The organism is Micromonospora sp. WMMD1128, assembly GCF_027497235.1.
Classification (GTDB): Bacteria; Actinomycetota; Actinomycetes; order Mycobacteriales; family Micromonosporaceae; genus Micromonospora.
Genome location: NZ_CP114902.1, coordinates 2,811,982 through 2,835,392, shown reverse-complemented (window position 1 = coordinate 2,835,392; position 23,411 = coordinate 2,811,982). Strand labels below are relative to the sequence as shown.

At 75.4% G+C, this 23,411-nt stretch carries 20 protein-coding genes; 10 read left to right on the top strand and 10 right to left on the bottom strand.

What is annotated here, in order from left to right:
• Positions 1–25: 25 nt before the first annotated feature.
• Positions 26–5,803, bottom strand: coding sequence for a TIR domain-containing protein (locus O7602_RS12945; RefSeq protein ID WP_281589121.1), 5,778 nt, complete (start codon positions 5,801–5,803; stop codon positions 26–28).
• A gap of 108 nt (positions 5,804–5,911) precedes the next feature.
• Between O7602_RS12945 and O7602_RS12940 the strand changes: the two genes are divergently transcribed.
• Positions 5,912–7,141 (top strand): SLC13 family permease, encoded by a 1,230-nt coding sequence (locus O7602_RS12940; RefSeq protein WP_281589118.1) that lies wholly within the window; start codon positions 5,912–5,914, stop codon positions 7,139–7,141.
• A 37-nt stretch (positions 7,142–7,178) separates the two neighbouring features.
• Here the strand turns inward: O7602_RS12940 and O7602_RS12935 are convergent, their stop codons facing one another.
• Entirely contained in the window at positions 7,179–7,607 is a 429-nt protein-coding gene (locus O7602_RS12935; RefSeq protein WP_281589116.1) for a hypothetical protein, read from the bottom strand.
• On the bottom strand, positions 7,600–8,922 hold the full coding sequence (locus O7602_RS12930; RefSeq protein ID WP_281589114.1) for a molybdopterin-dependent oxidoreductase: 1,323 nt from the start codon (positions 8,920–8,922) through the stop codon (positions 7,600–7,602). The genes O7602_RS12935 and O7602_RS12930 overlap by 8 nt, the downstream gene beginning before the upstream one ends.
• 144 nt (positions 8,923–9,066) lie before the next feature.
• Here O7602_RS12930 and O7602_RS12925 point away from each other — a divergent pair, with 144 nt between their 5' ends.
• Positions 9,067–10,137 carry an NAD-dependent epimerase/dehydratase family protein gene (locus tag O7602_RS12925; protein ID WP_281589112.1) on the top strand — a complete coding sequence of 357 codons (1,071 nt, stop codon included), beginning with the start codon at positions 9,067–9,069 and terminating at the stop codon, positions 10,135–10,137.
• 558 nt (positions 10,138–10,695) lie between these two features.
• Here the strand turns inward: O7602_RS12925 and O7602_RS12920 are convergent.
• On the bottom strand, positions 10,696–12,360 hold the full coding sequence (locus O7602_RS12920; protein WP_281589110.1) for a hypothetical protein: 1,665 nt from the start codon (positions 12,358–12,360) through the stop codon (positions 10,696–10,698).
• A gap of 145 nt (positions 12,361–12,505) precedes the next feature.
• On the opposite strand from O7602_RS12920, the gene O7602_RS12915 reads away from it, so the two are divergent.
• The 4 genes from O7602_RS12915 (at position 12,506) to O7602_RS12900 (ending at position 15,558) form a co-directional block, all read left to right on the top strand.
• Positions 12,506–13,180, top strand: coding sequence for a glycosyltransferase family 2 protein (locus O7602_RS12915; protein ID WP_281589108.1), 675 nt, complete (start codon positions 12,506–12,508; stop codon positions 13,178–13,180).
• Complete coding sequence (locus tag O7602_RS12910; RefSeq protein ID WP_281589106.1) at positions 13,177–13,863, top strand: DUF2064 domain-containing protein; 687 nt, start codon at positions 13,177–13,179, stop codon at positions 13,861–13,863. The genes O7602_RS12915 and O7602_RS12910 overlap by 4 nt, the downstream gene beginning before the upstream one ends.
• Before the next feature lie 110 nt (positions 13,864–13,973).
• Positions 13,974–14,573, top strand: a complete 600-nt coding sequence (locus O7602_RS12905; protein ID WP_348651331.1) for a methyltransferase domain-containing protein — start codon at positions 13,974–13,976, stop codon at positions 14,571–14,573.
• A 109-nt stretch (positions 14,574–14,682) separates the two neighbouring features.
• Positions 14,683–15,558 carry a GNAT family N-acetyltransferase gene (locus tag O7602_RS12900; RefSeq protein ID WP_281589102.1) on the top strand — a complete coding sequence of 292 codons (876 nt, stop codon included), beginning with the start codon at positions 14,683–14,685 and terminating at the stop codon, positions 15,556–15,558.
• 31 nt (positions 15,559–15,589) lie between these two features.
• Here O7602_RS12900 and sigJ read toward each other — a convergent pair whose 3' ends face one another.
• Positions 15,590–16,468 (bottom strand): RNA polymerase sigma factor SigJ, encoded by an 879-nt coding sequence (sigJ, locus tag O7602_RS12895; protein WP_281589101.1) that lies wholly within the window; start codon positions 16,466–16,468, stop codon positions 15,590–15,592.
• Positions 16,469–16,601: 133 nt separating this feature from the next.
• On the opposite strand from sigJ, the gene O7602_RS12890 reads away from it, so the two are divergent.
• On the top strand, positions 16,602–17,402 hold the full coding sequence (locus O7602_RS12890; protein WP_281589100.1) for an NAD(P)H-binding protein: 801 nt from the start codon (positions 16,602–16,604) through the stop codon (positions 17,400–17,402).
• Here O7602_RS12890 and O7602_RS12885 read toward each other — a convergent pair.
• The 5 genes from O7602_RS12885 to O7602_RS12865 all read right to left on the bottom strand — a co-directional run bounded on the left by O7602_RS12885 (position 17,377) and on the right by O7602_RS12865 (position 21,884).
• Entirely contained in the window at positions 17,377–18,279 is a 903-nt protein-coding gene (locus O7602_RS12885) for an inositol monophosphatase family protein (RefSeq protein WP_281589098.1), read from the bottom strand. The two genes, O7602_RS12890 and O7602_RS12885, sit on opposite strands and share 26 nt — an antisense overlap.
• A gap of 15 nt (positions 18,280–18,294) precedes the next feature.
• The gene (locus O7602_RS12880; RefSeq protein ID WP_281589097.1) at positions 18,295–18,948 is read right to left on the bottom strand and encodes a hypothetical protein; all 654 of its coding nucleotides are present in this window, start codon (positions 18,946–18,948) and stop codon (positions 18,295–18,297) included.
• Complete coding sequence (locus O7602_RS12875; protein ID WP_281589096.1) at positions 18,945–19,955, bottom strand: hypothetical protein; 1,011 nt, start codon at positions 19,953–19,955, stop codon at positions 18,945–18,947. Before O7602_RS12875 ends, O7602_RS12880 begins: the two co-directional genes overlap by 4 nt.
• A 54-nt stretch (positions 19,956–20,009) precedes the next feature.
• On the bottom strand, positions 20,010–20,786 hold the full coding sequence (locus O7602_RS12870; protein ID WP_281589094.1) for a class I SAM-dependent methyltransferase: 777 nt from the start codon (positions 20,784–20,786) through the stop codon (positions 20,010–20,012).
• A 141-nt stretch (positions 20,787–20,927) separates the two neighbouring features.
• Entirely contained in the window at positions 20,928–21,884 is a 957-nt protein-coding gene (locus O7602_RS12865) for a hypothetical protein (RefSeq protein ID WP_281589092.1), read from the bottom strand.
• A gap of 138 nt (positions 21,885–22,022) precedes the next feature.
• On the opposite strand from O7602_RS12865, the gene O7602_RS12860 reads away from it, so the two are divergent.
• From O7602_RS12860 to O7602_RS12850, 3 genes are all read left to right on the top strand, one after another.
• Positions 22,023–22,616 carry an HD domain-containing protein gene (locus O7602_RS12860; RefSeq protein WP_281589089.1) on the top strand — a complete coding sequence of 198 codons (594 nt, stop codon included), beginning with the start codon at positions 22,023–22,025 and terminating at the stop codon, positions 22,614–22,616.
• 79 nt (positions 22,617–22,695) lie between these two features.
• Positions 22,696–23,151, top strand: coding sequence for a DUF2975 domain-containing protein (locus tag O7602_RS12855; RefSeq protein ID WP_281589087.1), 456 nt, complete (start codon positions 22,696–22,698; stop codon positions 23,149–23,151).
• Entirely contained in the window at positions 23,151–23,372 is a 222-nt protein-coding gene (locus O7602_RS12850) for a helix-turn-helix transcriptional regulator (protein ID WP_281589085.1), read from the top strand. Before O7602_RS12855 ends, O7602_RS12850 begins: the two co-directional genes overlap by 1 nt.
• Positions 23,373–23,411: the final 39 nt, after the last annotated feature.

Sequence of the window (23,411 nt, the reverse complement as noted above, 5' to 3'; positions counted from 1 at the left end):
AGATCGACGAAAACCCGCGGCAGGGTCAGAAGGGGGCGTCGACGGGTAGGCGGCGGACGTGGGTGAGATAAGGATCCAGCTCGCCGACCTCGAAGCGGCAGGTGCCGATGACGTGCCAGAACTGGCCGCCCGGGTCGCCGTCCAGCTTGTACCGGCCGTCGGGGCTGACCGCCGCCCAACCGTCCGGCAGGCCGATGAGCGTGGTCCGCAACTGGGCGTGCTCCGGGTCCGCCACGTCCCACAGCCGGACCGTCCCGTCGTCGCCGGCGCTGGCGAGCAGGCTGCTGTCCGGGCTGAAGTGCACCGACCAGACCCGCCGGGTGTGCGCGGCCAGGGTGCCGTGCAGCCGCCCGGTGCCCGGATCCCACAGCCGGATCACCAGGTCGTCCCCGGCGGTGGCGAGCAGGTTGCCGTCCGGGCTGAACGCGCACGACCAGAGCCGCCCGACGTGCGCGGTGAGCACGGTGCGTCGCTCGCCGGTGGACACGTCCCAGATCACCGCCGTGCCGTCGTTGCCGGCGCTCGCCAGCAGCGTGCCCTCGGCGTTGAAGCCGACCGAGTAGACCCGGTCGGTGTGGTGTTCCAGGGTCAGCCGGCAGGTGGCGGTGGCCGCGTCCCACAGTCGTACCGTCCGGTCGTCGCCGCCGGTCGCGATGGTCTCGCCGTCGGGGCTGAACGCCACCGTGCGCACCCGCCCCCCGTGCGGGGTGAGCGTGGCGAAATGCCGGCCGGTGCGGCGGTACCACAGGCGTACGGTGTCGTCGTCGTTCGCGGTCGCGAGCGCGTCGCCGTCCGGGCTGAACGCGACCGCCCAGACGTGATCGGTGTCCACGTTGAGTTCCCGCTCGTCGGCGCCGGTGTCGGTGTTCCACAGGTGCACACCGCCGTCGCCGCTGGGCGTGGCCACCATCGGCTCGTCCGGGCAGAAGACCACCGAGAGCAGGCGGTCGGCCGGGGTGGCGAGCCGCCGCAGCAGGCGGCCGGTGCGCGGCTCCCAGAGCCGGATCAGGCCGTCGTTGCCGCAGGCCGCCAGCACCTCCCCGTCGTCGCGGAAGGAGAGCGCGGTGACCCGCCGCCCGTGCCCGCGCAGCGTCTGCTGGAGCTGCCCGGTGCGCACGTCCCACAGCCGGGTGGTGCCGTCGTTGCTGCTGGTCGCCACCTGCGCCTGGTCCGGCCGCCACACCACCGGCCAGACCGAGCCCCGGTGCCGGGTCAGCTCGTGCCGCACCTGACCGTCGTCGGTGTCCCAGAGCTGGATCGCGCCGTCGCTCGCGGAGGTGGCGAGCAGGCTGCCGTCGCCGTTGAACCGGACGCTGTAGATGGCGCCGCGCTGCCGGCCGAGCACCCGCACCGGGCGGCCGGTCTCCGTCTCCCACAGCCGCAGCGCGCCGTGCGTGTCGCCGGTGGCCATCAGCGTGCCGTCCGGGTGGATGTCGAGGGCGTACACGTCGGCCTCGTGGCCGCGGGGCTGGCGCAGCAGCTCGCCGTCGGTGGCCCGGCGGATCCAGACCCGCCCGTGCTGCCCGACGGCGGCCAGCAGCCGGCCGTCCGGTGAGTGCACCACCCGGTAGACCACCTCCGGCTCGCGCACCTCGAACGCCAGCCGGCCGGTGTGGACGTCCCAGCCGCGGACCGTGCCGGCGCTGTCCGCCACCACGACCCGCCGGCCGTCCGGGCTGAACGAGGTTCCCCAGATCGGCGCCGCGTGCCCCCGCCACGTGTGGCGCAGCCGTGCGGTGCGGGTGTCGTAGAGCCGGACCACGCCGGCCGCGTCACCCACCACCAGCCGGCCCCGGCGCCCGTCGGTGAGCAGCGGCCACACCCAGCCGGTGAAGACGTCCTCGATGACGTGCCGCACGTCGCCGTGGTCGGCGTCCCACAACCGTACGGTGAGGTCCGCCGCGCCGGTGACGAGTTGGTGCGAGGCGGCGTCGTAGCGGACCGCGTAGACCCGGGACCGGTGGCCCTGGAGGGTACGCACCGCCAGCCCGGTGGCCGTGTCGCAGAGCAGCACGCCACCGTCGTCGTTGCCGACCGCCAGCACCGCGCCGTCCGGGCTGTAGGCGACCGGCACCGGCAGCCGTCCCACCTCGAAGCCGTACCCGACTCCCACCGCGGGCGGGGCCAGGCCCGGCGTCACCGGCCGGCCCGGCGCGACGACCGCTCCGCGCAGCTCCGGGGCCCGCAGCAACCCCGGGTCGGCGTTGACGTCGATCAACGCCGTCCGGTGCCAGCTGCTGCCGGCTGTCCGCGCCCCGCGCAGGTCGGCCCGGAACAGCCGGGCGCCGGCCAGGTCCGCGTCGCGCAGGTCCGCCCCGGCGAGGCGGGCCTGGTCGAGCCGCGCGCCCCGCAGCCGGGCGTGTTCCAGCCGGGCCTCGGTCAGGTTCGTGGCCACCAGCCGGGCGTCGGTCAGGTCGGCGCCGGTCAGGTCGGCCCCGGCCAGCTCCCGGTGGGACAGGTCCTCGCCGCGCAGCACCGCGCCGCGCAGGTCGGCCCGGTCGGGCAGGCGCAGCCGGGCGCTGAGCCGCATCGCGTTGGCGCGCAGCGTCTCGCCGGCCGACTCGTCGCCGAGCACGCGGGCCGTCCACGCGGTGCAGCGGGCCGGGTCGGCGAGGTCGCCGAGGAACTCCACGGCCAGCGCGGACAGCGACCGCACCGCCAGCGCGGTCGGCTCCTCCCCCCGGTTGAGCTGGTCCGCGACGCCGTCGGCGACCAGCCACTCCATCACCGAGGTGTGGATGAACCCGAACAGCCCGTCGTCGGTGCGGACCAGCAGGCTGCCGGCGCCCACCGCGTGGGCGGCCTGCGGCCCGGACAGCCGGGACTCGGCCCGCCCGGCGAGCTGGCCGGTGGCCTCGGTCAGCTCGGCCAGCCGCAGGTAGGACTCGCCGCTCTCCCAGAGCTGGAACGCCAGCCGGCTCACCGCCTGCCACAGCTCGGGCCGCCGCAAATTCACCGGCGCGCCCGGGATGCCCTGGGTACGCCGTTCCTCGAAGTCCAGCCAGGCGGCCAGGATCTCCCGGTAGAGCGTGGCGGCGCTGAACGTGCCGCCGGCCCCGGCCACCGCGGCCAGCCGCCCCTCGTCCAGGTTGGCGATGAACCCGAGCATGCGCGGGTTGCGGGAGAGCCCGAGCAGGTCGTTCACGCCGGCGAGCAGGCTCATCCGATCCCGGGCCGCCGTCTCGTCGCCGCCGTAGCGGTTACGCAGGAACGACTCGATCTGGCCCGGGGTGAAGTCCTCCACCGAGAGCACGCGGCGGTGCGGCAGCAGGCCGACCCGCTCGCCCAACGCGGTCAGCACCTGCGAGTTGGTCTTGAAGTGCTGGGTGCGGCTGCTCACCACGATCTTCGCGGCGCCCTCGGCCGCCTGGAGCAGTGTCTCCAGGTGGTCGGCCGCCCGGTCGTAGGTCACCCGGGCCACCAGCTCGTCGAACCCGTCGAAGAGCAGCACGATGCGGCCCTGGCGCAGCATGTAGCGGAACGCCTTCAGGTCGATCACCTGCTCGCCGTGGTTGGCCAGGTGCGCGGCGACCAGGCCGTCGACGGAGTGCGCCTTGTCCAGCGCGCGCAGCTCGACCAGGATCGGGATCAGGTCCGGCGCGGCGGTGGGCAGCCGGCGGGCCACCTCGCGCAGCGCGAACGTCTTGCCCCGGCCGAAGTCGCCGAGCACGAGCACGAACCGGCCGTCCGGCGCGGAGACCGTCTCCAGCAGCTCGTCCACCACGTCCTCGCGGACCCGCTGGTCGGCGCCGACCAGGTGGCGGTAGCGCTGCGGCACGTACTGGCCCGGCGGGTAGAGCCGGTCGGCCTGGAGCCGGGCGGTCTGCGCGGCGACGTAGTCGCGCAGGTCGAGCAGGCCCTGGAACTCGGTCAGGTGCAGCACCCGGACGCCGCGCCGCTGTGCCTCCTCGGCCAGCCCGCGCGGCACCCGGTCGCCGTCGTAGACAAGCTCCGAGGGAATGTCCGGGTCGGTGGCGTGCACCCGGCGGGCGAACCGGTCCACGTCGGCCGGCGCGGGCGTGCCCACGTGCGCGCCGACCCGCTGCTGCCGGACCACGCCGTCGGAGCGGTAGCTGACGTACAGATGCGGCGGGTCGGCGTCGACCCGGCGCACCAGCACCCGGTCGTAGCGGGCCTCGCACACCTCGGCGAGGCGGTCGAGCAGCCGCTCCACCGGGGTCGCCGCCGCCACCGCCGGGGCGGCCTCGCCCTGGGTGGGGCCCTCCCCGGTGGCCGGACGCCGCGGGTCGGGCACCTGGGCCGGGCCGGACGCGCCGAACGTCGCCTCGGCCCGGGGCCAGCCCACCGCGGTCGACTCGCCGGCGTCCCGGCGGTCGTCGCGGCCGAGCACCCAGCGCGTCATCCCGTCCGCGCCGAGCCGCAGCACCTGGGCCCGGCCGTCGCGCGGGGCGGCGACGAGCGGCACCACCGGGTCGGCCCGCCCGGTCGGCGCGGCGTCGGAGAGCAGCAGGTTGAGCATCGGGCCGACCAGCCGGTTGACCGAGCCGCGGTCGCGCAGCGACACCCGGTCCGGCGGGACCTCGTCGGCGTACGGGCTGCGGGGGCCGGGGGCGTGCGCCATCGCGCCCAGCCGCAGCCAGCCGGACTGCTGGTAGTGCCGCAGCCGCTGGGCGAACCAGGCGGACTGCGCCTCGCCGAGGAAGCCGTACCGGTCCTCCTCGCGGTGGGTGATGGCGATGGTGGAGTTCAACCCGGCCACCACCACCCGCAGGTCGGGCACCGCGAACAGCGTCCAGGGCTGCTCGCTGTCGAAGATCCGGTCGTCGAGGCCCTGGTAGAGGTCGTCGAAGAGCCGCGCGTAGTGCCGCCACTTGGGCCAGTAGGGCGGCTGCGGGTCGACATCGTCGGCCTCGCAGGTGGCGAAGTAGGCCCGGGACGCGGCCATCGTCACGTCGCGCGGGCCGGGCACCACGACCAGCCGGTGCGGCTCCAGGCCGAGCAGCACCCGCAGCCCGGTGAGGAAGCTCAGCGCGTCGGAGAACTCGCGTGCGCTGCCCGACTCGGTCAGATTGCCGGCCACCACCAGCAGGTCCGGCCGGGGCACCCCGTCGTTCATCAGCAGCGTCAGGTCGCCCATCAGGTGTTCCTGAACCTCGCCGGGGGTGACCGGGGCGCCCGGGGAGATGACGCCACGGCCGAACCGCGGGCCGCCCACCTGGAGCACGGTGATGGTGTCGCGGGCGGTCGGCGGCGCCGCCGCGGCCGGCGGGAACGGCGGCGGGTTGATCGGGGTACGCCGTGGCCGGCGCTGCGCGGGCGCACCGGCGACGGGCCCGGCGAGCACGCCGGCGGGATCGTCGAGGTGGCGCGGGAACATCGGCTGGCGCATCGGTTTGGCCCGGCCGTCGAGCGCCTCCCGGATCCGGTCCAGCACCCGGGCGCGGGCCCGCGCCGGGTCGTCCACCCCGACCAGGTCGACGTAGGTGATGGTGGCGAGCAGGCCGTCGATCGGGCAGTCCTCCACCCGCACCGTGACCAGCTTGTTGCCGGTGCCGTCCGGGTCGGCGCGCAGCGCCGCCTGCCACTCCAGCTTGCCGTACGTCGAGTGCAGGTAGCGTTCGGACAGCACCGCCACCACCACCTCGGCCTCGCGGACCCCACGGTCCATGAAGTCGATGAAGTTGGTGCCGGCGACGAAGTCCCACGCCTGGAGCAGGGTGCGGTAGCCCGCCTCCTCGAACTCCCAGGCCAGCCACGTCGCCCAGCGCTCGTCGGCGGGCGAGTAGCTGATGAAGAAGTCGATCGGGCGGTCGGACCGGGTGGGGTGCGCGCCTACAGCCACGTGGTCATTATGACCACCGACGGTCAACGGATCGACACCCACGGCAGCTCGGACCGGGGGTCGCGTCGGGTCGGACCTCCGACACCTGATGTGCGAGGATCGTCGTTCGTGGAGACCGTCGGCGACCCGCCGTCCGCCGCGCCGGACCGGCCCCGTCGGCAACTGCACCCGTTGGACTGGATCGCGATCGGGCTGGCCGTGGCCGGCGTGCTCTGCGTCCTCACCGGCCTGCTGCCGCGCGCGGACGCCGAGGCCACGATGCGCCGGATCGGCCCCATCCTGATCTTCCTCGGCACGGTGGTGGTGCTGGCCGAGTTGACCGCGATCGCGGGCGTCTTCGACGCGCTCGCCGCCCGGGTGGCGATCACCGCGCGGGGCAGCTTCCGGGCGCTGTTCTGGCTCTGCGTCGTCGTCGCGTCGGTGACCACCATCGCGCTCAACCTGGACACCACTGCGGTGCTGCTCACGCCGGTGATGATCGCCCTGGCCCGGACGCTCAACGTGCCGCCGACGCCGCTGGCCATGACCACGGTGTGGCTGGCCAACACGGCGAGCCTGCTGCTGCCGGTGTCCAACCTGACGAACATCCTGGCCAGCAACCGGATCGGCCTGGACCCGCTGCCGTGGGCGGCGCGGATGTGGTGGCCGCAGGTGGTCGCCATCGCCGTCACCATGCTGCTGCTGTGGTGGTGGTACTGGCGGCCGGCGCGCGCCGACGCCGACCCGTTCGTCCCGCCGCCGCCCTACCAGCCACCGGACCGGGTGGTCTTCCGCACCGCGCTCGTCGCCTGCCTGCTCTTCGTCGCCGGGGTGCTGGCCGGCGTGGAGATCGGCGTCGCCTCCGGGGTGGCCGCCGCGATCCTGGTCGCCGGTTTCGCGGTACGGGCCCGGCACCGGCTGCGCCCGGCGCTGGTGCCGTGGCGGCTGCTGGTGTTCGTGACCGGGCTGTTCCTGGTGGTGCAGACCATCGGGCGACACGGCCTGGACCATGTGATGGGCGCGCTGATCGGCACCGACCCGGGTGCGGAGGGCGCGCTGCGGGCGGGCGCCGTCGGCGCGCTGTTCAGCAACGCGGTGAACAACCTGCCCGCGTACCTGGCCGGTGAGGCGGTGATCGCCGCCGACCGGCACACCCAACTGCTGGCGCTGCTCGTCGGCACGAACGTCGGCCCGCTGGCCACGCCGTGGGCGTCGCTGGCCACGCTGATCTGGTACGAGCGGTGCCGGGCCGCCGGCGTGGCGGTGCCGCTGGGCCGGTTCGTGGCGACGAGCGCCGCGCTCGCCGCCCTCGCCACCGCCGGCACGGTGCTCGCCCTGCTGGTCGGCCCGGGCGCCTGACCGCCGCCCCGGGAAGCGCCCGCACGGCCGGCGCGCGTCAGCGCCGGCGCGGGCGGCGGATGGCGTAGTGCGCCGCGCTCGCGGCGAACAGCACGGCGGTGACCGCCAGCCAGCGGCCGAGCAGGGGCCGGGGCGACAGGCCGGTGGCCGCCGCGTACGTGCCGTCGCCGAGGCCCAGCACGGTCGGCAGGTAGACCCCGAACAGCAGCGCCGACAGGTACGCCGGCACCCGGACGTGGTTGCGCAACGACGGGCCGGCGCGACGCAGCGCCCGGTCGAGGGCCGCGTACAACGGGAAGAGCACCAGGTCGTGGGCGATGACCGCGCCGAGGAACCAGAGCAGCATCCGGCCGGCGGTCGGCTCGCCGGCCAGCCGCAGCGCGATCCACCCGGTCACCGCGAAGCAGCCCACCAGGAGCAGCAGGTGCCAGGCCGCCGCGCCGTACGCCCGCCGGAACTCAGCCATCGAACACGATCTCCTCCACCCACTTGGTGCAGTGCACGCCCGGCAGCGCGGGCACCACGACCCGCGCCGGGAAGCCGTGGTCGGGGCTCAGGTCCACGCCGTTGACACGCAGCGCGAGCAGCGCGTCCGGGTCGGACACCTGGCCGCCGTGCAGGGTGGCCCGGCTGAACAGCCCGCCGCGCTCCAGCGACCGGACCCGCGCCGCGCCGGCCCCGGCGGCGTCGACGAGCGCGGCGAGGTCGCGCAGGCGTACCCCGGTCCAGGTCTGCGACGTCGACCAGCCCTCCACGCAGGCGATCGGCAGCGTGGCGGTGTGCTGCGGCAGCGCGAGCAGCCCGGCCCGGTCCAGCGTGACCGTGCGGGCGCCGGCGCGCAGCGCCAGCCGCCAGCCCGGCCCGACCCGGTCGGCCGTGACGCCGGCCGCGGCGGCGGTGCGGTTGACCGGGAAGCCGGTCGGCCCGTCGTCGGCCCGCCGGCCCCGGGGCAGCAGCAACGCGGTACGCCGCAGCGCGTCCACGCTCTGCCCCACGGTCAGCGCGGCCAGCAGCAACGCGCCGCCGCCGGCGAGCGCCAGCACCCCCCGGCGGCTCATCGTCGCCGGCCCGGGGTCGCGGGCCACCAGGCCGTCCGGATCCGCCGGCTCGGGCCGGGTCCGTGCCACCGGGGTACGCGCGAAGCCCGGCCCGCGCAGCGCGGTCACCATCCGGGGCAGCTTGATCGCCACGTGGACCACGAGCGCCACCGTGAAGACCCACGCGCCGTACCAGTGCGCGGTGTAGAAGTCGAAGCCGAACAAATATGCGTACTGGACGTTGAGCAGACCGGTCGCGCTCTGGAACAGGATGCCGCCGACCAGCAGCAGCAACGACAGCCGCTCCAGCACCTGCGCCGCCGAGCGGGCCGGCGGCCACGCGAACAGTTTCGGCACGACCGACCAGAGCTTCGCCAGCACCACCGGCACCAGCACGATGCCGAGCGTCACGTGCAGCCCCTGGGTGACCCGGAACAGCCAGGCCGGGCGCGTCGGCCAGTCGAACACCGGCGGGTGCAGCCAGCCCACGTCCCGGGGGAACGCCTGGTCGAAGCGGGGACCGTAGGCGATCCAGTCGAGCAGCCCGGTGACCACCACCAGCGGCAGGGTGACCAGCAGCGCGGCACCCAGCACGGAGGTCAGCCACGGCCCGCGTACCGGGCTGCGCCAGGCCCGCCCGACCGCGTCGACACCAGGCGGACGGCTCCGGTCCAGGGCGCGCCAGAACCGGGCCGGCGCGGCGTACCCCGGCTCGTCCGGGGGTGGGGCGTCGGTGGTGGTCACGGGATGGGACGCTAGACCGCGACGGCGGCCGGCGACGGCGTTTGCCGCATTACCGAAGCCTTACCGCCGCCGACCCTTACGGACCGCTGACGTCCGGCGTGAACCGGCCTCCGACCCGGCCCGGGTGCCCTAGCGTGGGCCGGTATGCGGGTACTGGTCACCGGCGCGGCCGGGTTCATCGGATCGCAGATCGCCGACCTGCTGGCGGCCGAGGGCCACGAGCCGGTCTGCGTGGACGCCCTGCTGCCGCAGGCGCACGGCGGGACGCTGCCGGAGTGGTCCCGGCGGCACGACCCGGTGGTCGGCGACGTGCGCGACGCCGCGCTGCTCGACCGGCTGCTGTCCGGCGTGGACGCGGTCTGCCACCAGGCGGCCATGGTCGGGCACGGACTCGACCCGTCCGACGCGCCCGACTACGCCGCACACAACGACCTCGGCACCGCGGTGCTGCTGGCCGCCATGCACTCCGCCGGGGTACGCCGGCTGGTCCTGGCGAGTTCGATGGTGGTCTACGGCGAGGGCCGCTACACCTGCGCCCGGCACGGCGTGGTCCGGCCCGCCCCGCGCCGCGCCGCCGACCTGGCCGCCGGCCGGTACGACCCGACCTGCCTCGACTGCGGCGGCACGCTCGCCCCGGCGCTGGTGCCCGAGGACGCGCCGCTGGAGCCGCGCAGCACGTACGCGGCAAGCAAACTCGCGCAGGAGCACTACGCCGCGGCGTGGGCCCGGCAGACCGGCGGCGGGGTGTGGGCGCTGCGCTACCACAACGTCTACGGCCCCCGGATGCCCCGCGACACCCCGTACGCCGGGGTGGCCTCGCTGTTCCGTTCCGCGCTTGCTGCCGGCCGGGCCCCGACGGTGCTGGAGGACGGCCGGCAGCGCCGGGACTTCGTGCACGTCACGGACGTGGCGCGGGCGAACCTGCTGGCGCTGACCGCCCCGCCGCCCGAGGGCCTGGTGCCGGTGAACGTCTGCTCCGGCGAGCCGCACACCGTCGGCGACCTGGCGACGGCGCTGGCCCGGGCGATGGACGGCCCGGAGCCGGTGGTCGCCGGCGGCGCGCGGGCGGCCGACGTCCGGCACGTGGTGGCCGATCCGGCGCGTGCCCGGGAGCTGCTCGGCTACACCGCGCGGGTCACCTTCACCGAGGGCGTGACCGCCTTCGCGACCGATCCCCTCCGCTCCCCCGCCACCGTCTCCCCTCAACCCGCCTGACACCCCTCGGCTCGGCTCGGCGCCGGGCTGGGCGGTGGCCCGCGGGGCACGTCAACCGGCGGTTGCCCTGCTCTCGAATGGCGGGCGGGCCCAGGTTCCCACCTGCGCGACGCCGTGGCGTGACGCAGTTAGCCGAGATGGCCGGGTGGCCGGATGGCCGGATGGCCGGATGGCCGGATGGCCGGGTGGCCGGGTGGCTGGGTGGCTGGGTGGCCGGACGCCAGCTCGGCGAGGTGGCGGTATCCGGCCGGCGGGGATGCCACCACTTCACCGAACCGGTGCCGATCATCGACCGAAACTCGCCACGCGCTCTCCTCCCGCCCCAAATCCAACCGAAGGGGCCCGACGTCGATCATGAGGTTGGCGGCATCAGCCGAGATCAACAGAGCCGTCAACCTCATGATCGCGGCATCGGAGGCGGGATGCCGCCCACTCGCACCGCGATCTTGGACTTGTGGCACCTCCGATAACGGGCGTAGCCGGCATTCACTGACGCCACAACTCCATGATCGACGAATCATGCTCGTGCCCGGTCGGCGGGACACATGCCTCGGGTGGTCAGGAGACTGTGAGGAGCAGGTGGTTGACGAGCAGGGCGGTCAGTGCCTGGGCGGCCAGCCACCAGCGGCGGGCCGGCGGGGGCAGGTGCGCGACGGCGACGAGCAACCAGACCACGAACGGGAGCCAGATCCGCTCCACTTCGGCCTTGCTCATTCCCGACAGGTCGGCGGCGGCCACCACCAGCGCGGCGGCGGCCGGTAGCAGCACCGTCGGCCCGAGCCCGACAAATCGTCGCGCCCGGAGGGCCCGGGCCGGCCAGCCGACCGATGACGGCACGTCGCCCGTGGAGCCCTGGAAGCGACTGCCAGCCGGCCCAGCCTCCACAGCGCCCGACCTCACCAACCCGGCGGCATCAGGCCCGACGACAGCAGGCCCGACGACAGCAGGCCCGACGACAGCATGCCCGGCAGCATCAGGCCCGGCGGCATCAGGCCCGACGACGGCGTGCCCGACGACGGCGTGCCCGGCGACGGCGTGCCCGACGACTCCCTGCCCGACGGCTGCGTGCCCGACGACTCCGGGACCGCCAACGGCGTGCCAGGTGGCTCGGGCGGCGACGGCGGTGCGGCGCAGCGCCGGCCCGAGCACCGGGCCGGCGGAGAGCAGCAGCGCGGCCAGGTTCGCCCAGACCCAGTAGGCGTACGGGCGGTCGGCCGCCCAACCCTGGTAGTAGCGCTCGACGACCCGCTCGTACCCCTCCCACCAGCGGAAACCGCCGAGCACGAAGAGCGCCGTGACCGCCGCGACACCGGCAACGGCGGCGAGCAGGGCTTCCCGGCGGCGGTCCGGCCGCAACGCCAGCACGGTCACCGCCAGCACGCCGACCAGCACGAACCCGTACGACAGGTGCAGCGCGAAGCCGAGCAGCAGCCCGCCGGCCAGCGCGGCGAGCGGCCCGCGTACCGCCAGCAGGGCCAGCCCGGCGGCGACCACGCCGGTGAACACCGCGTCGGCGGAGGCGCCCAGCCACACCGCCCCGGGCAGCAGCACCAGGAACGGCAACACCGCCCGGGCCGCGTCGGCGGCGCCCAGCGCGCGCAGCGTGGCCGGTACGGTGACCGCGACCGTCGCGCCGACAAGCACGCAGCAGAGCGCGGCGGCGGCGCCGCCCCCGAGCCCGACCCGGTCGAGCCAGACGAAGACCAGCAGCGCGCCGGGCGGGTGCCCGGCGGTGTGGGTGGACCAGGAGTCGGGCTGGAAGTCGAGGATCCGGTCGGTGAACCCGGCCAGCATCCGGGGGATGTCGGTCACCCCGGGCACCTCGTGCAGGTATTCCGCCTGCGGCGTCAACCGCCGGGCCAGCCCCACGGTCCACCCGTCCACCAGGGCCAGCGCCAGCGTCCAGGCCACCGCCGCCAGCCAGCCGGCGGCCAGCAGCGGCCCCCATCGGGCGGTACGCGCCCACCGCAGCCCCGGCCCGAGCACGGCCAGCACGACGAGCGCCGCGAGCGGCGTACCCCAGCCGAGGTGTGGCCGCCAGGTGGCGTACAGCGGCGCGGTGTCGGCGTGCAGGCCGACGCCGCGCCGGTTGAGCACCAGCCCGACCACGACGGCGGCGGCGAGCAGCGCCACCTCGACGGCGACCGCGGCCAGGTCGCCCCGGTGCGGGGGGCCGGTGCGGTCCGGGGCGGGGGCGCGGCGCAGCGTGGGTGCGGATCTCATGACGACCGCACGGTACGGCCCGCCGGCGCCGGCCGGGACGGCAATCGCCGGCCCGTCACGAGATGGTAAGAAATACCTGGTCGGTAAGGGTTCCGTAAGCACGATCGGGGCTCAACCGGGCGGCTGCCGGCCTAGCGTCGGCGGCATGCGGACACAGATCGACGTGGTGCTGCCGTGCCTGGACGAGGCCGCCGCCCTTCCCGGGGTGTTGACCGCGCTGCCGCCGGGCTACCGGGCCATCGTGGTGGACAACGGCTCCCGGGACGGCTCGCCGGAGGTGGCGGCCCGGCTCGGCGCGCGGGTGGTACGCGAACCCCGGCGCGGCTACGGCGCGGCCGTGCACACCGGGTTGACGCACGCCGAGACCGAGCTGGTGTGCGTGCTGGACGCGGACGGCTCGTTCGACCCGGGTGAGCTGCCGGCGCTCGTCGCCCCGGTGGCCGCCGGCACGGCCGACCTGGCGGTGGGCCGCCGCCGGCCGGTGTCCACCGGGGCCTGGCCGTGGCACGCGCGGGCCGGCACCGCGCTCGTCGCCGCGCTGCTGCGGCAACGTGGGGTGCCGCTGCGCGACCTCAGCCCGATCCGGGTCGCCCGGCGCGAGGCGCTGCTCGGGCTCGGGGTCACCGACCGGGCGTTCGGCTATCCCCTGGAGCTGATGATCCGGGCCGCGGCGGCGGGCTGGCGGATCCACGAGCGGGACGTACGGTACGCCCCGCGCGCCGCCGGCACGAAGTCCAAGGTGTCCGGCTCGGTACGCGGCACGGTGCGGGCCACCCGCGACTTCCTCGCGGTGCTGCGCAGTGTGGAGGGTCCCCGGTGACCGTGCTGCTGGTGGTGGCGAAGGCCCCGGTGCCGGGCGCGGTGAAGACCCGGCTCTGCCCGCCGGCCACGCCGACGCAGGCGGCCCGGATCGCCGCCGCCGCGCTGCGTGACACGGTGGCCGCGGTGGCCGCCACCGAGGGCGTGGTGCCGGTGCTGGCGCTGGCCGGGCGCCTCGCCGACGGCGAGGACGGTCCCGGCCTGGCCGCCGCCGTCACGGGCTGGCCGGTGCTGGCGCAGCGGGGCGACGGCCTGGCCGACCGGCTGGCGTACGCGCACGCCGACGTGGCCGACGCCTACCCGGGGCGGCCGGTGGTGCAGATCGGCATGGACACGCCGCAGGTGACGCCGGCACGGCTCGCTGACGCCGTACACCGGTTGTCGGTGCCCGGCGTGGACGCGGTGCTCGGCCCGGCCGCGGACGGTGGTTGGTGGGGGCTGGGCCTGCGCGACCCACAGCGGGCGGCGGCGCTGCGCGGCGTACCGATGTCCACCGCCGCCACCTGCCGGCTCACCTGGGCGGCGCTTGTCGACGCCGGCCTGCGGGTCGACGCGCTGCCCACGCTGCGCGACGTGGACGACTGGGCCGACGCGCTGGCGGTGGCCCGGTCCACGCCCGGCGGCCGGTTCGCCCGCGCGGTGGCCGCGGCACGGCCGGCGGTGCTTGCCGGCGGTGCCCGGTGAGCGCGAGGAGTGAGCCGGGGTTGCGAGCCCCGCAGTCGCGAACGCAGACCGGCCCCGCGAGCGCGAGGAGCGAGCCGGGCTTGCGAGCCCCGGACGGCTTCGGTGGTGCGCTGCGGTGGCGGACCGGTGTGCACTGGCTGGTGCACGCCGACGGGGTCCGCCGGCGGCTGCCGGTGGAGCGGTGGCACGGCCCGGCGGAGGCGGCCACCGTCGCGGTGGTGGCCCGCTGCCACGGCCCGACGCTGGACCTGGGTTGCGGGCCGGGACGGGTCGCAGCGGCGTTGACCCGGGCCGGCGTCACCACAGTCGGGGTGGACGTCTGTGCGCGGGCGGTGGCGTTGACCAGGGCCCGGGGCGCGGTCGCGGTGCGGGCCGACCTGTTCGGGCCGCTGCCCGCGGAGGGCCGGTGGCGGCACGTGGTGCTGCTGGACGGCAACATCGGTATCGGCGGCGACCCGGCCCGGTTGCTGCGCCGGTGCCGGGAGTTGCTGCGCCCGGACGGCGCGGTGCTTGTGGAGTTGGACCCGCCCGGCAGCGGCGCCTGGCAGGGCGAGGCGCACGTGGTGTCCGGCCGGCGGCGGGGGCCCAGCTTCGGCTGGGCGCGGCTGGACACCCGGGCGGTGCACGGGCCGGCCGCCGCGGCCGGGCTGGCCGTGCGGGACCTGCACAAGGCGGGCGGCCGTTGGTTCGCCGAGCTGGCCGCCGCCTGAGCCAGCGGCGCCGGCCGGGCGGGAGCCGGCCTCGGACGGACGGCAACTGACACCGGCCGGGCGGAAAAACGGCTACGGCCGGGCAGCGGCCAGCAACTAACGTGCCCGCATGACCGCCACCCTGCACTTCCACGCCGACCCCGGTGAGTTCCTGGACGCCGCCGGCAACCACCTGGCCGCCGACCCGGTGCTCAACACCGTGGTCGCCTCCGTCGCGCACCGGATGGCGGCCCGCAGGGCCGACGGCATCGCACTGCCGGAGGACGACTGGTGGCTGGTGGTCCGGGACGCCTCCGGCGCGGTGGTGGGCGCGGGGATGCGGACCGCGCCGTTCCTGCTGCCGATGCCGGCGGAGGCGGCGGTCGCGCTGGCCCGGACCTGGCACGAGCGCGGCGAGATGGTGTCGGCGGTCAACGGCGCGCTGCCGGCGGCCCGTTACTGCGCCGCCGAGGTGGCGCGTCTGGGCGGCGGCCGGGTCGAGGTCGCCCAGCACACCCGGCTGCACGAACTGGACACACTCGTGCCGCCGACGCCGGCGCCGGGCGCGCTGGCGGTGGCCGGCGCGGACGACGTGGACCTGGTCACCGCCTGGTTCGACGCGTTCATGGCCGATGCCGACGAGCAGGCGGGACGCCCGCGCGGCGCCAGCGCCCACGCCACACCCGAGCGGGGCGAGTTGCTGCGTTGGATCCGCAGCGGCCGGATCTGGTTCTGGACCGACGGGGCGGGCCGTCCGGTGCATCTCACCGCCGCGAACGCGCCGGCGTTCGGCGTCGCCCGGGTGGGCCCGGTCTACACGCCGCCGGAGCACCGTGGGCGCGGGTGGGCCGGCAACGCGGTCGCCGAGGTCAGTCGCGGGCTGCGCGCCGAGGGCGTCCGGGTGTGCCTCTTCACCGACCAGGCGAACCCGGCCTCGAACCGGCTCTACGCCCGGCTGGGCTTCCGGCCGGTGGTGGACATGGCCAACCTGGTCGTCGTGCCCTGACCGGGCGACGGAACAGCCCGAGGCGGAGGGCTCAGTCGGTGCGGCCGAGCGCGGCCAGCCGGTGCGGGTCGGCGATCACGTCCACCGCGGCGATCCGCCCGCCGGTGACCGTGAACGCCATCACCGACAGCGGCCGGCCGCCGGCGCTGACGAGCACCCCGGCGGCGCCGTTGACGAGCACCGGCCGGGCGAACGGGAAGAGCCGGCCGAACGTGGTGGCCTGCGCGGCCACCTCACGCGCGCCGGTGAGCACGGTCGTGTGCCGGGCGCGGGCGGTCCCGCCGTCGGACCGCAGCACCACGTCCGGGTGCAGCACCTCGATCAGCGCGTCGAAGTCGCCGTCGCGGGCGGCGGTCAGGAAGGCGTCCACCACCGCCCGCTGGCGGGCCAGGTCCGGGTCGGGCGTGGGCGCCTGCCCGCGTACCCGGCGGCGGGCCCGGCTGGCGAGCTGCCGGGCCGCCGCCGGTGAGCGGTCGACGAGCGGGCCGATCTCGTCGAACGGCACCCCGAACATGTCGTGCAGCACGAACGCGAGCCGCTCGGTGGGGTTGAGCGTGTCCAGCACCACCAGCAGCGCGAGGCCCACCGAGTCGGCGAGCACCGCGGCGTGCGCGGGGTCCACGTCCGGCGTCGGCGTCTCGACCACCGGGTCGGGCAGGCGTACGTCGAGCGGGTCCTCCCGGCGGGCGGCGCGCGACCGCAGCGTGTTCAGGCTGACCCGGGCCACCACCGTGGTCAGCCAGGCGTCCAGGTTGTCGACCGCGTCGGCGTCGGTGCGGGCCAGCCGCAGCCAGGTCTCCTGCACGGCGTCCTCGGCCTCGGTCAGTGAGCCGAGCAGCCGGTAGGCCACCGCGCGCAGGCGGGGTCGCTCCCGCTCGAACCGTTCCACCAGCCAGGTGTGCCCGTCCATCGTGGCCTCCCTCTCCTCACCGTCCGACCCGCGGCCGGCGAGCGGTGTGACGGCGGGTGACGCCGATCACATTCGTCACACGGGCGGGGCGCCGCGGGTCGACCGGGTACGGCAACCGATCCCGGAGGACGACATGAACGCACCCATTCTGGTCACCGGCGGCACCGGTACGCTCGGCCGGCACGTCGTGCCGCTGCTGCGGGCGGCCGGCCACCCGGTCCGCGTGCTCAGCCGACGCGGCGGCCCGCCGGGTGACGGTGTCACCCACGTGACCGCCGACCTGACCACCGGTTCGGAGCTGGAACCTGCGCTGCACGGTGTGGCCACCGTGCTGCACCTGGCCGGCGGCGCGAAGGGCGACGACCGGGCCGCCGCGAACCTGGTCCACGCCGCGCGGCGGGCCGGGGTGACGCACCTGGCGCACATCTCGGTGACCGGCGTCGACCGGGTGCCGCTGGCCTGGCTGCGCGCCAAGCTCGACGCCGAGCGGGCCGTCGTCGACTCCGGCCTGCCGTGGACGGTGCTGCGGGCCGCGCAGGTCCACGACCTGGTGCTGACCATGCTGTCCGCGATGGCGAAGCTGCCGGTGGTGCCGGTCCCCGGCGGCCTGCGGCTGCAACCCGTCGACGCCGCCGAGGTGGCCGCGCGGCTGGTGGAACTGACGCTCGGCGCGCCGGCCGGGCTGGCGCCCGACCTGGCCGGGCCGGCCACGCTCGGCCTCGACGACCTGCTGGCCGGCTATCTGGCTGCCACCGGGCGGCGCCGGCTGCGGCTGCCGGTGCGCCTGCCCGGCAGGGCCGGACGGGCCTACCGCGACGGGGCGAACCTGGCCCGGCCGGGCGCGACCCGGGGCGTACGGACCTGGGACGACTTCCTGGCCGAGCGGCTGCCCCGGCCGGGCGGTCAGCTCACCAGCCGACCGAGCCGAGACTGACCGGGGTGAGGCGGCGCACCTGCGGTTCGATCCACTGCGCCGCGGTGACCAGCTTGACCAGCCGGTCGATCGTCTCCGGCGGGCCGGCCACGAAACTGCGCCGGTCCGCCGGGGTGCCGTACCTGTCGTCGAACGTGCCGCCGTCGAGCGCGCGCACGGCCATCCCGGCCTCGGCGGCCAGCAACATCCCGGCCGGCAGGTCGACCGCCTCGGGGTGGTAGCCGACGATGCCGTCGATGTCGCCCCGGGCCAGCATCACCCAGGACAGCAGCGGCGCCCACAGTTGCAGCACCCGGCGGGCGGTGCTGTCGAGGACGACCTTCAACGCCCGGGCGGTGCTGTCGTCCCGGCGTACCCCGTGCCCCTGGGTCCAGGCCAGCACCGGCGCGGCCGGCACCTCCCGGCGCGCGGCGCGCAGCGGTCGGCCCACCGCGTCGGCACCGTGCACGAACGCGCCCCGGCCACGCACCGCGGACCAGGTCCGGCCGGCGACCGGGTCGTGCACCACGCCGAGCACCGGTGAACCGTCCCGGCACAGGGCGATGCCCACCACGTAGGCCGGAAGCCCGATCGCCACGTTGTTGGTGCCGTCGAGCGGGTCCACGAGCCACGCCCAGGCGGTGTCCGGCGCGTACTCGCCACCCTCCTCGGCGATCACCCCGTGTGCCGGCCAGCGGGCCCGGATCCGGTCGACGATCAGCCGCTCGGCGGCCAGGTCGAGGTCGGTGACCAGGTCACCGGAGTCGTCCTTGGCCCGGGCGTGCACCTCCCCGCGCAGGCCCCCGCGCAGCAACCGGCCGGCCGCCCGGGCCGCCTGCACCGCGAACCGGTGCGCGTCGCGCAGGTCGGGTCCGCCTCTGTTCGGCTCCACGTCCATGGCTCCTCCAGCCAGTCAGCCCCGTGCCACAAGTCGCGCGATCTGCCGCGCCATCCGCGCGGTCTCCGCCGCGTCGCAGCGGTCCCGGCGTACGCGGTGGCTGCGCCCGTCCACCGCGCCGAGGCTCAGGTCGCACGCGCCGGGGGTGGTCCGGCCGAGCGCCACGGTCACCGCCGGCGCGCCGGGGGTGACCTCGGAGGTGTGGAACCCGCCGGCGCGCAGCGCGTACGAGGCGCCGGTCGTGTGCGTCTCCACGGTCGCGGTCATGGCGGTGACCAGCCGGTCGGTGGCCGCCACCTCGTCCACCTCGCCGAGGCTGTGCACCTCGTAGACGCGCCAGGACGGGTCGGCGGGCGCGTCGGTGACGTCGATCAGCTCGTTGCGGACCGAGCCGTGCAGCACGTGGCTGAGCAGGTCCCAGCTGTGCGAGTGCACGGCCGAGGTGGTGGGGCGCACCGGCGGCGGCTCGGCCGGCCAGGCGTGCACGCAGATCCCGTCCGGGCCGTCGCGCTCCACCGGCAGGCAGGTGAAACCGAGCGGGTGCCGGACCGCGCGCAGCGGCCGTCGCCCGTCGGCGACGTCGCCGAGCACCTCAAGCACCCAGCCGCGCAGCAACTCCGGCCGGGTGCCCCGGTCGATCTCCCGTGCCAGTTCGGCGTAGCTGGTCATGCGTACGGGTTCCTCGCCTGGAGGGCCTTGCGCACGACGTCGGCCACCTCCCGGTCGCCGAACGACCGGGGCAGCGTCAGCCCGAGCGCGGTGAACAGCCGGCGGACCTGCTCGACCGACGGCTCGTCGTCGAGCCTGACCTGGCCGGCCGACTCGACCGGCACCCGCCGGCTCTGCCGGCGGCTGTAGTCCAGCTCGATGTTGAACCGGTTGTAGTAGACCTCACCGCGGTCGATCCGCAGCGCCGGCGTCTGCGGGTTCTCCTGGGTGATGACCACGCAGGAGGACGAGAGGTCGTAGCGGAACGTGGTCATCTGGGCGGAGAGCCGGATGTCGACCGTGAGCAGGCCGGACCGTTGCAGGTGCCAGCAGGCGGCGAGCACCGTCGCGTACGACTCCTTGCGGGTGCGGTCGACCGTCCACGGCTCGACCGGTTTCGCCGACTCGCCCGACTCCAGGCTGCGCCGGAACCGCGCGTACCGCTCGCAGACCTCCTCGTCGGTCGGGTCGATGATCTCGACGGCGAGGGTGAGGGTGGCGTTGCGGCGGCGGGCGTGCTTCACGCACTCCGGCAGCGTGACCGCGCGGAGGTAGGTGCCAGTGCCGCCCTTGAAGTCCCACCTGTCGGTGTGCTGACGTGCCTCGTCGAGCGCCTGGCCGACCTCGCTGCCGTGCAGCACGCGCACCATCGACGAGCTGTGGATCGCCTCCCGGGCCCGGCTCAGGGTGCCCTCCGGGCCGGTCAGCTCCCGCATCGACGGCGCCAGGGCGGTGAGCCGCTCCCGGGTGTCCACGATGACCTGACGGACCTCCTGCTCGGCGGTGCGACGGCGCAGCCGGTCACGCAGCACCGCCTGCGCGAGCAGGGCGAGGACCAGCAGGATGGCGCTGTTGACCACGTCCTGGCCGACCGTGTTGGTCAGGCCGAGGACGGCCACCGTGACCGCCAGCACCAGACCGATGAACGCGTCGAGACTGCTGACGACCCAGCCGAGCAGGCGCGCCATGACATCCCCCGGTCCACGACAGAGCCTCCATGATAGCCCTTTGTCAATGCGTAATCACGCGCTGTTTCCGGGCGGTGGCGGCGCGGCGCGCCGCCGGGCCGCGCAGATCAGCGATCCGCCGAGCCCCGGGGCCGCCCGGGCCAGCCACCGCGAGGAGACCCACCGCCCGCCCGGCAGCCGCCAGCCGACCTCGTTGGAGCGCATCGCCAGCGGGGTGAACCCGGCCCGACGCAAGGCCCGACGCAGCAGCGACGCGGTGAACGGGCGGATGTGCAGCCACAGGTAGGGGTGCAGCGGGTCGACCTGGCGCGGTGCCCGCCCGGCGAGGAACGCCAACCGGTCCTGCGCCGGGGCCAGGTTCGGCGTGGTGAGCACCAGCAGGCCGTCCGGGGCCAGCACCCGGTGACACTCCCGCAGCAGCGCCAGCGGGTCGTAGACGTGCTCGATCAGCTCACCGGCGAGCAACCCGGCGAAGCTGCCCGCCCGGAACGGCAGCCCGCGGGTGGCGTCCAGGCAGACCGGCAGCGCCCGGCCGCCGGCCGCCCGCCGGGCCGTGCCCAGCGCCGTCTCGGCCATGTCGGCGAGCACGAGCGGGCCGGACAGCGCTGCCGGGTCGAGCATGGCGCGCGGCCCGCAGCCCAACTCCAGCACCGGCCCGCCGCCGGTCACCCCGTCGGCCACCAACCGGGCCGCGACGCCCCGGCGCACCCGGTGGTACGGGTCGTCGACGTACCCGTCGACCTGCGCGCCGTCGTGGTAGCTGCGGTGGTTGGCGTGCCGGCCGTGCGCCTGCGCGCGGTGCGCGGACGCCCCGGTCGGCGGCTCGGCCATCACACCTCCCACGGCGGTCGCCGGCCCCGTCGGCGGCGTCCGCCCCAAGCCTCGCACCATCACCGCCGCTGGCGTGCACACCACCCCGGGAGCACGCCGACGCGGCGGCCGGTCGTCCGGCCGCCGCGTCGATGGGGTACGTCAGATCGCCCGCGCCCAGTCCAGCCGGGAGCTGTCGTCGTACTCGTCGCCGGGGACCCACCACGGCTCGCCGAAGCCGCTGGTGGAGACGATGATGTTGCCGCCGTCGGGGTACTCGTTCTCCGGCGGGATGGACAGCGCGGCGCAGTAACGCCCGTCCGGGGAGAACACCGGCGACAGGTAGAACCGCGGTTCGTCGGTGAGCTGCTTCAGGCCGGTGCCGCCGAGCCGCACCGACGCCAGCGACTGGTTGTTGACCGGCAGGTCGGGATACCAGCGGGTGGTGCAGAACACCACGCGCTGGGAGTCGGGGGTGAACACCGGGCTGTTGATCCGCTCCCCCGCCTGCGGCGCGTAGAGCCGCCGCACGGTGCCGGTCGCCACCTCCAGCACGCGCAGCTGCAGGCCCTCGGACCGGCTGCGCCACTGCATGACGATCATCGAGCCGTCGCGGGACCAGTCCGGGTCCCGCATGGAGTGCCCCTGGACCAGCACCCGGGTGCCGCCGGTGGCCACGTCGACGGCGATCAGCGTGTCCTCCTGCGCCCCGGTGACCAGGGCGATCTCCTTCCCGTCCGGCGACCAGGTGGGAGCGCCGTAGAGGACGCCGGGCGGGTCGGCGAGCAGCGTGCGCCGCTGGCCGGTGACCCGGTCGTACACCGCGACGTAGGGCAGCAGCGTGCCGTCGCCCGACCAGGCCGTGTTCACCCAGGCCACGTACCGGCCGTCCGGTGACGCCTTGGCGTGGTTGCCGTCGTCGAGCAGCCCCCGTGGCGTGGTGCGGCCCGGGTCGACCTGGAGCACACCCCAGCCGACGCTCACCAGCCACGGCCCGTTCACCGCCTCGGCGGCGGCGGCGGACGTGGCGGCGACCAGCCCGCCGGCCAGCCCGGTCGCGGCGGCGGCGCCGGTAAGCGTGGCGGCGCGCAGCAGCGTACGACGATTCATTCCGGTCATGCGGTCTCCCCCGTGATAGGTGTCGCTTCACCCTCCTGACCGGACGATCGCGGCGGGATCGGATGAGTGGACCGTTCACCGTCGGCCACTCGGTCACCACAGGTGGTGAGCCGCACGCCGCCGGGTACCCTCGCCCCGGTGACCTCAGACGCGCTGCACCGGGCCCTGACCGAGCCGGGTGACCCGCCGCTGCTCCCGCTGCCCGGCGTGGCCGTCGAGCTGCTGGCCGCCCTGGACGCGCCGCCCCGGCTCGGCGCGCACCTGCGGCTGGTGCACGACGTCGCCTGGCACCTCACCGCCGCGTTCGCCGAGCGCTTCGGGGCGGTGCCGTTCGACCGGCAGGCGGTGCTGTTCGGCGCCGCCGTGCACGACCTCGGCAAGGTCGAGCATCCGGCCGAGCTGACCGGCCCCGGCTCGGCGCACGAGGAGGCCGGCTACCAGTTGCTGCTGCGCTTCGGCGTACCCGAGGAGCGGGCCCGTTTCGCCGCCACCCACGCCGCCTGGCACGCCCCCGGCGTGCAGTTGGAGGACCTGCTGGTCAGCCTCGCCGACAAGGTGTGGAAGGGCCGCCGGGTCACCGATTTGGAGCAGCTCGTGGTGGACCGGCTCGCCGGCATCACCGGGCAGGAGCCGTGGCAGACGTTCCTGGACCTCGACGACGTGCTCGCCGAACTGGCCGCCGGCGCCGACCACCGGCTGGCCTTCCAGGCCGAACACCCGGTGTACGGCTGAGTGCGCCTCAACCGAACCGATTGACTTTCGATAGGTTGCGAGCGATAGTCGATATATGGTGACTACTGAGCGCGCGGTAATGGCACTCCGCGCCTTCCTCGTCCTGCTGTTCGGCATCCTGCTGCTGTTCCAGACCATGTCGCTGCCCGGGCAGTTCGCGTACATGGCCCGGGAGAACCCGGACGACGCGCACCTGCGCTGGCCGGCGACCGCGGTGACCGTGTTCTGGGTGCTCTGCGTCCAGGTGGTGATCGTGTGCACCTGGCAGCTGCTCACCCTGGTCAAGCGGGACCGCATCTTCACCGAGGCGTCCCTGGCATGGGTCGACGGAATCGTCTGGGCCGTCGCCGCCGCCTGGGTGACGCTCCTCGGCGTCTTCCTCTGGGTGGGGTTCAACGCGAACGATCCCGGCCTGCCGCTGCTGCTCCTCCTGCTCACCACCGGGGTCACCGTGCTCGGCCTGCTGATGGTCGTGATGCGCGCGCTGCTGCGGCAGGCCACCACGCTGCGCACCGACATGGAAGCGGTGATCTGATGCCCATCGTCGTGCGCATCGACGTCGAGTTGGCCAAGCGCAAGATGAGCGTCGGTGAGTTCGCCGAACGCGTCGGGCTCACCCCGGCAAACGTCGCCGTGTTGAAGAACGGCCGCGCCAAGGCCGTTCGATTCAGCACCCTGGAGGCCATGTGCCGCGTCCTCGACTGCCAACCGGGTGACCTGCTCGAATGGGTCGACGACGAGGACGAGGACCGATGAGACCGCCCGGCAGGGCCGGCGCCCCCTCGACGCCGGCCC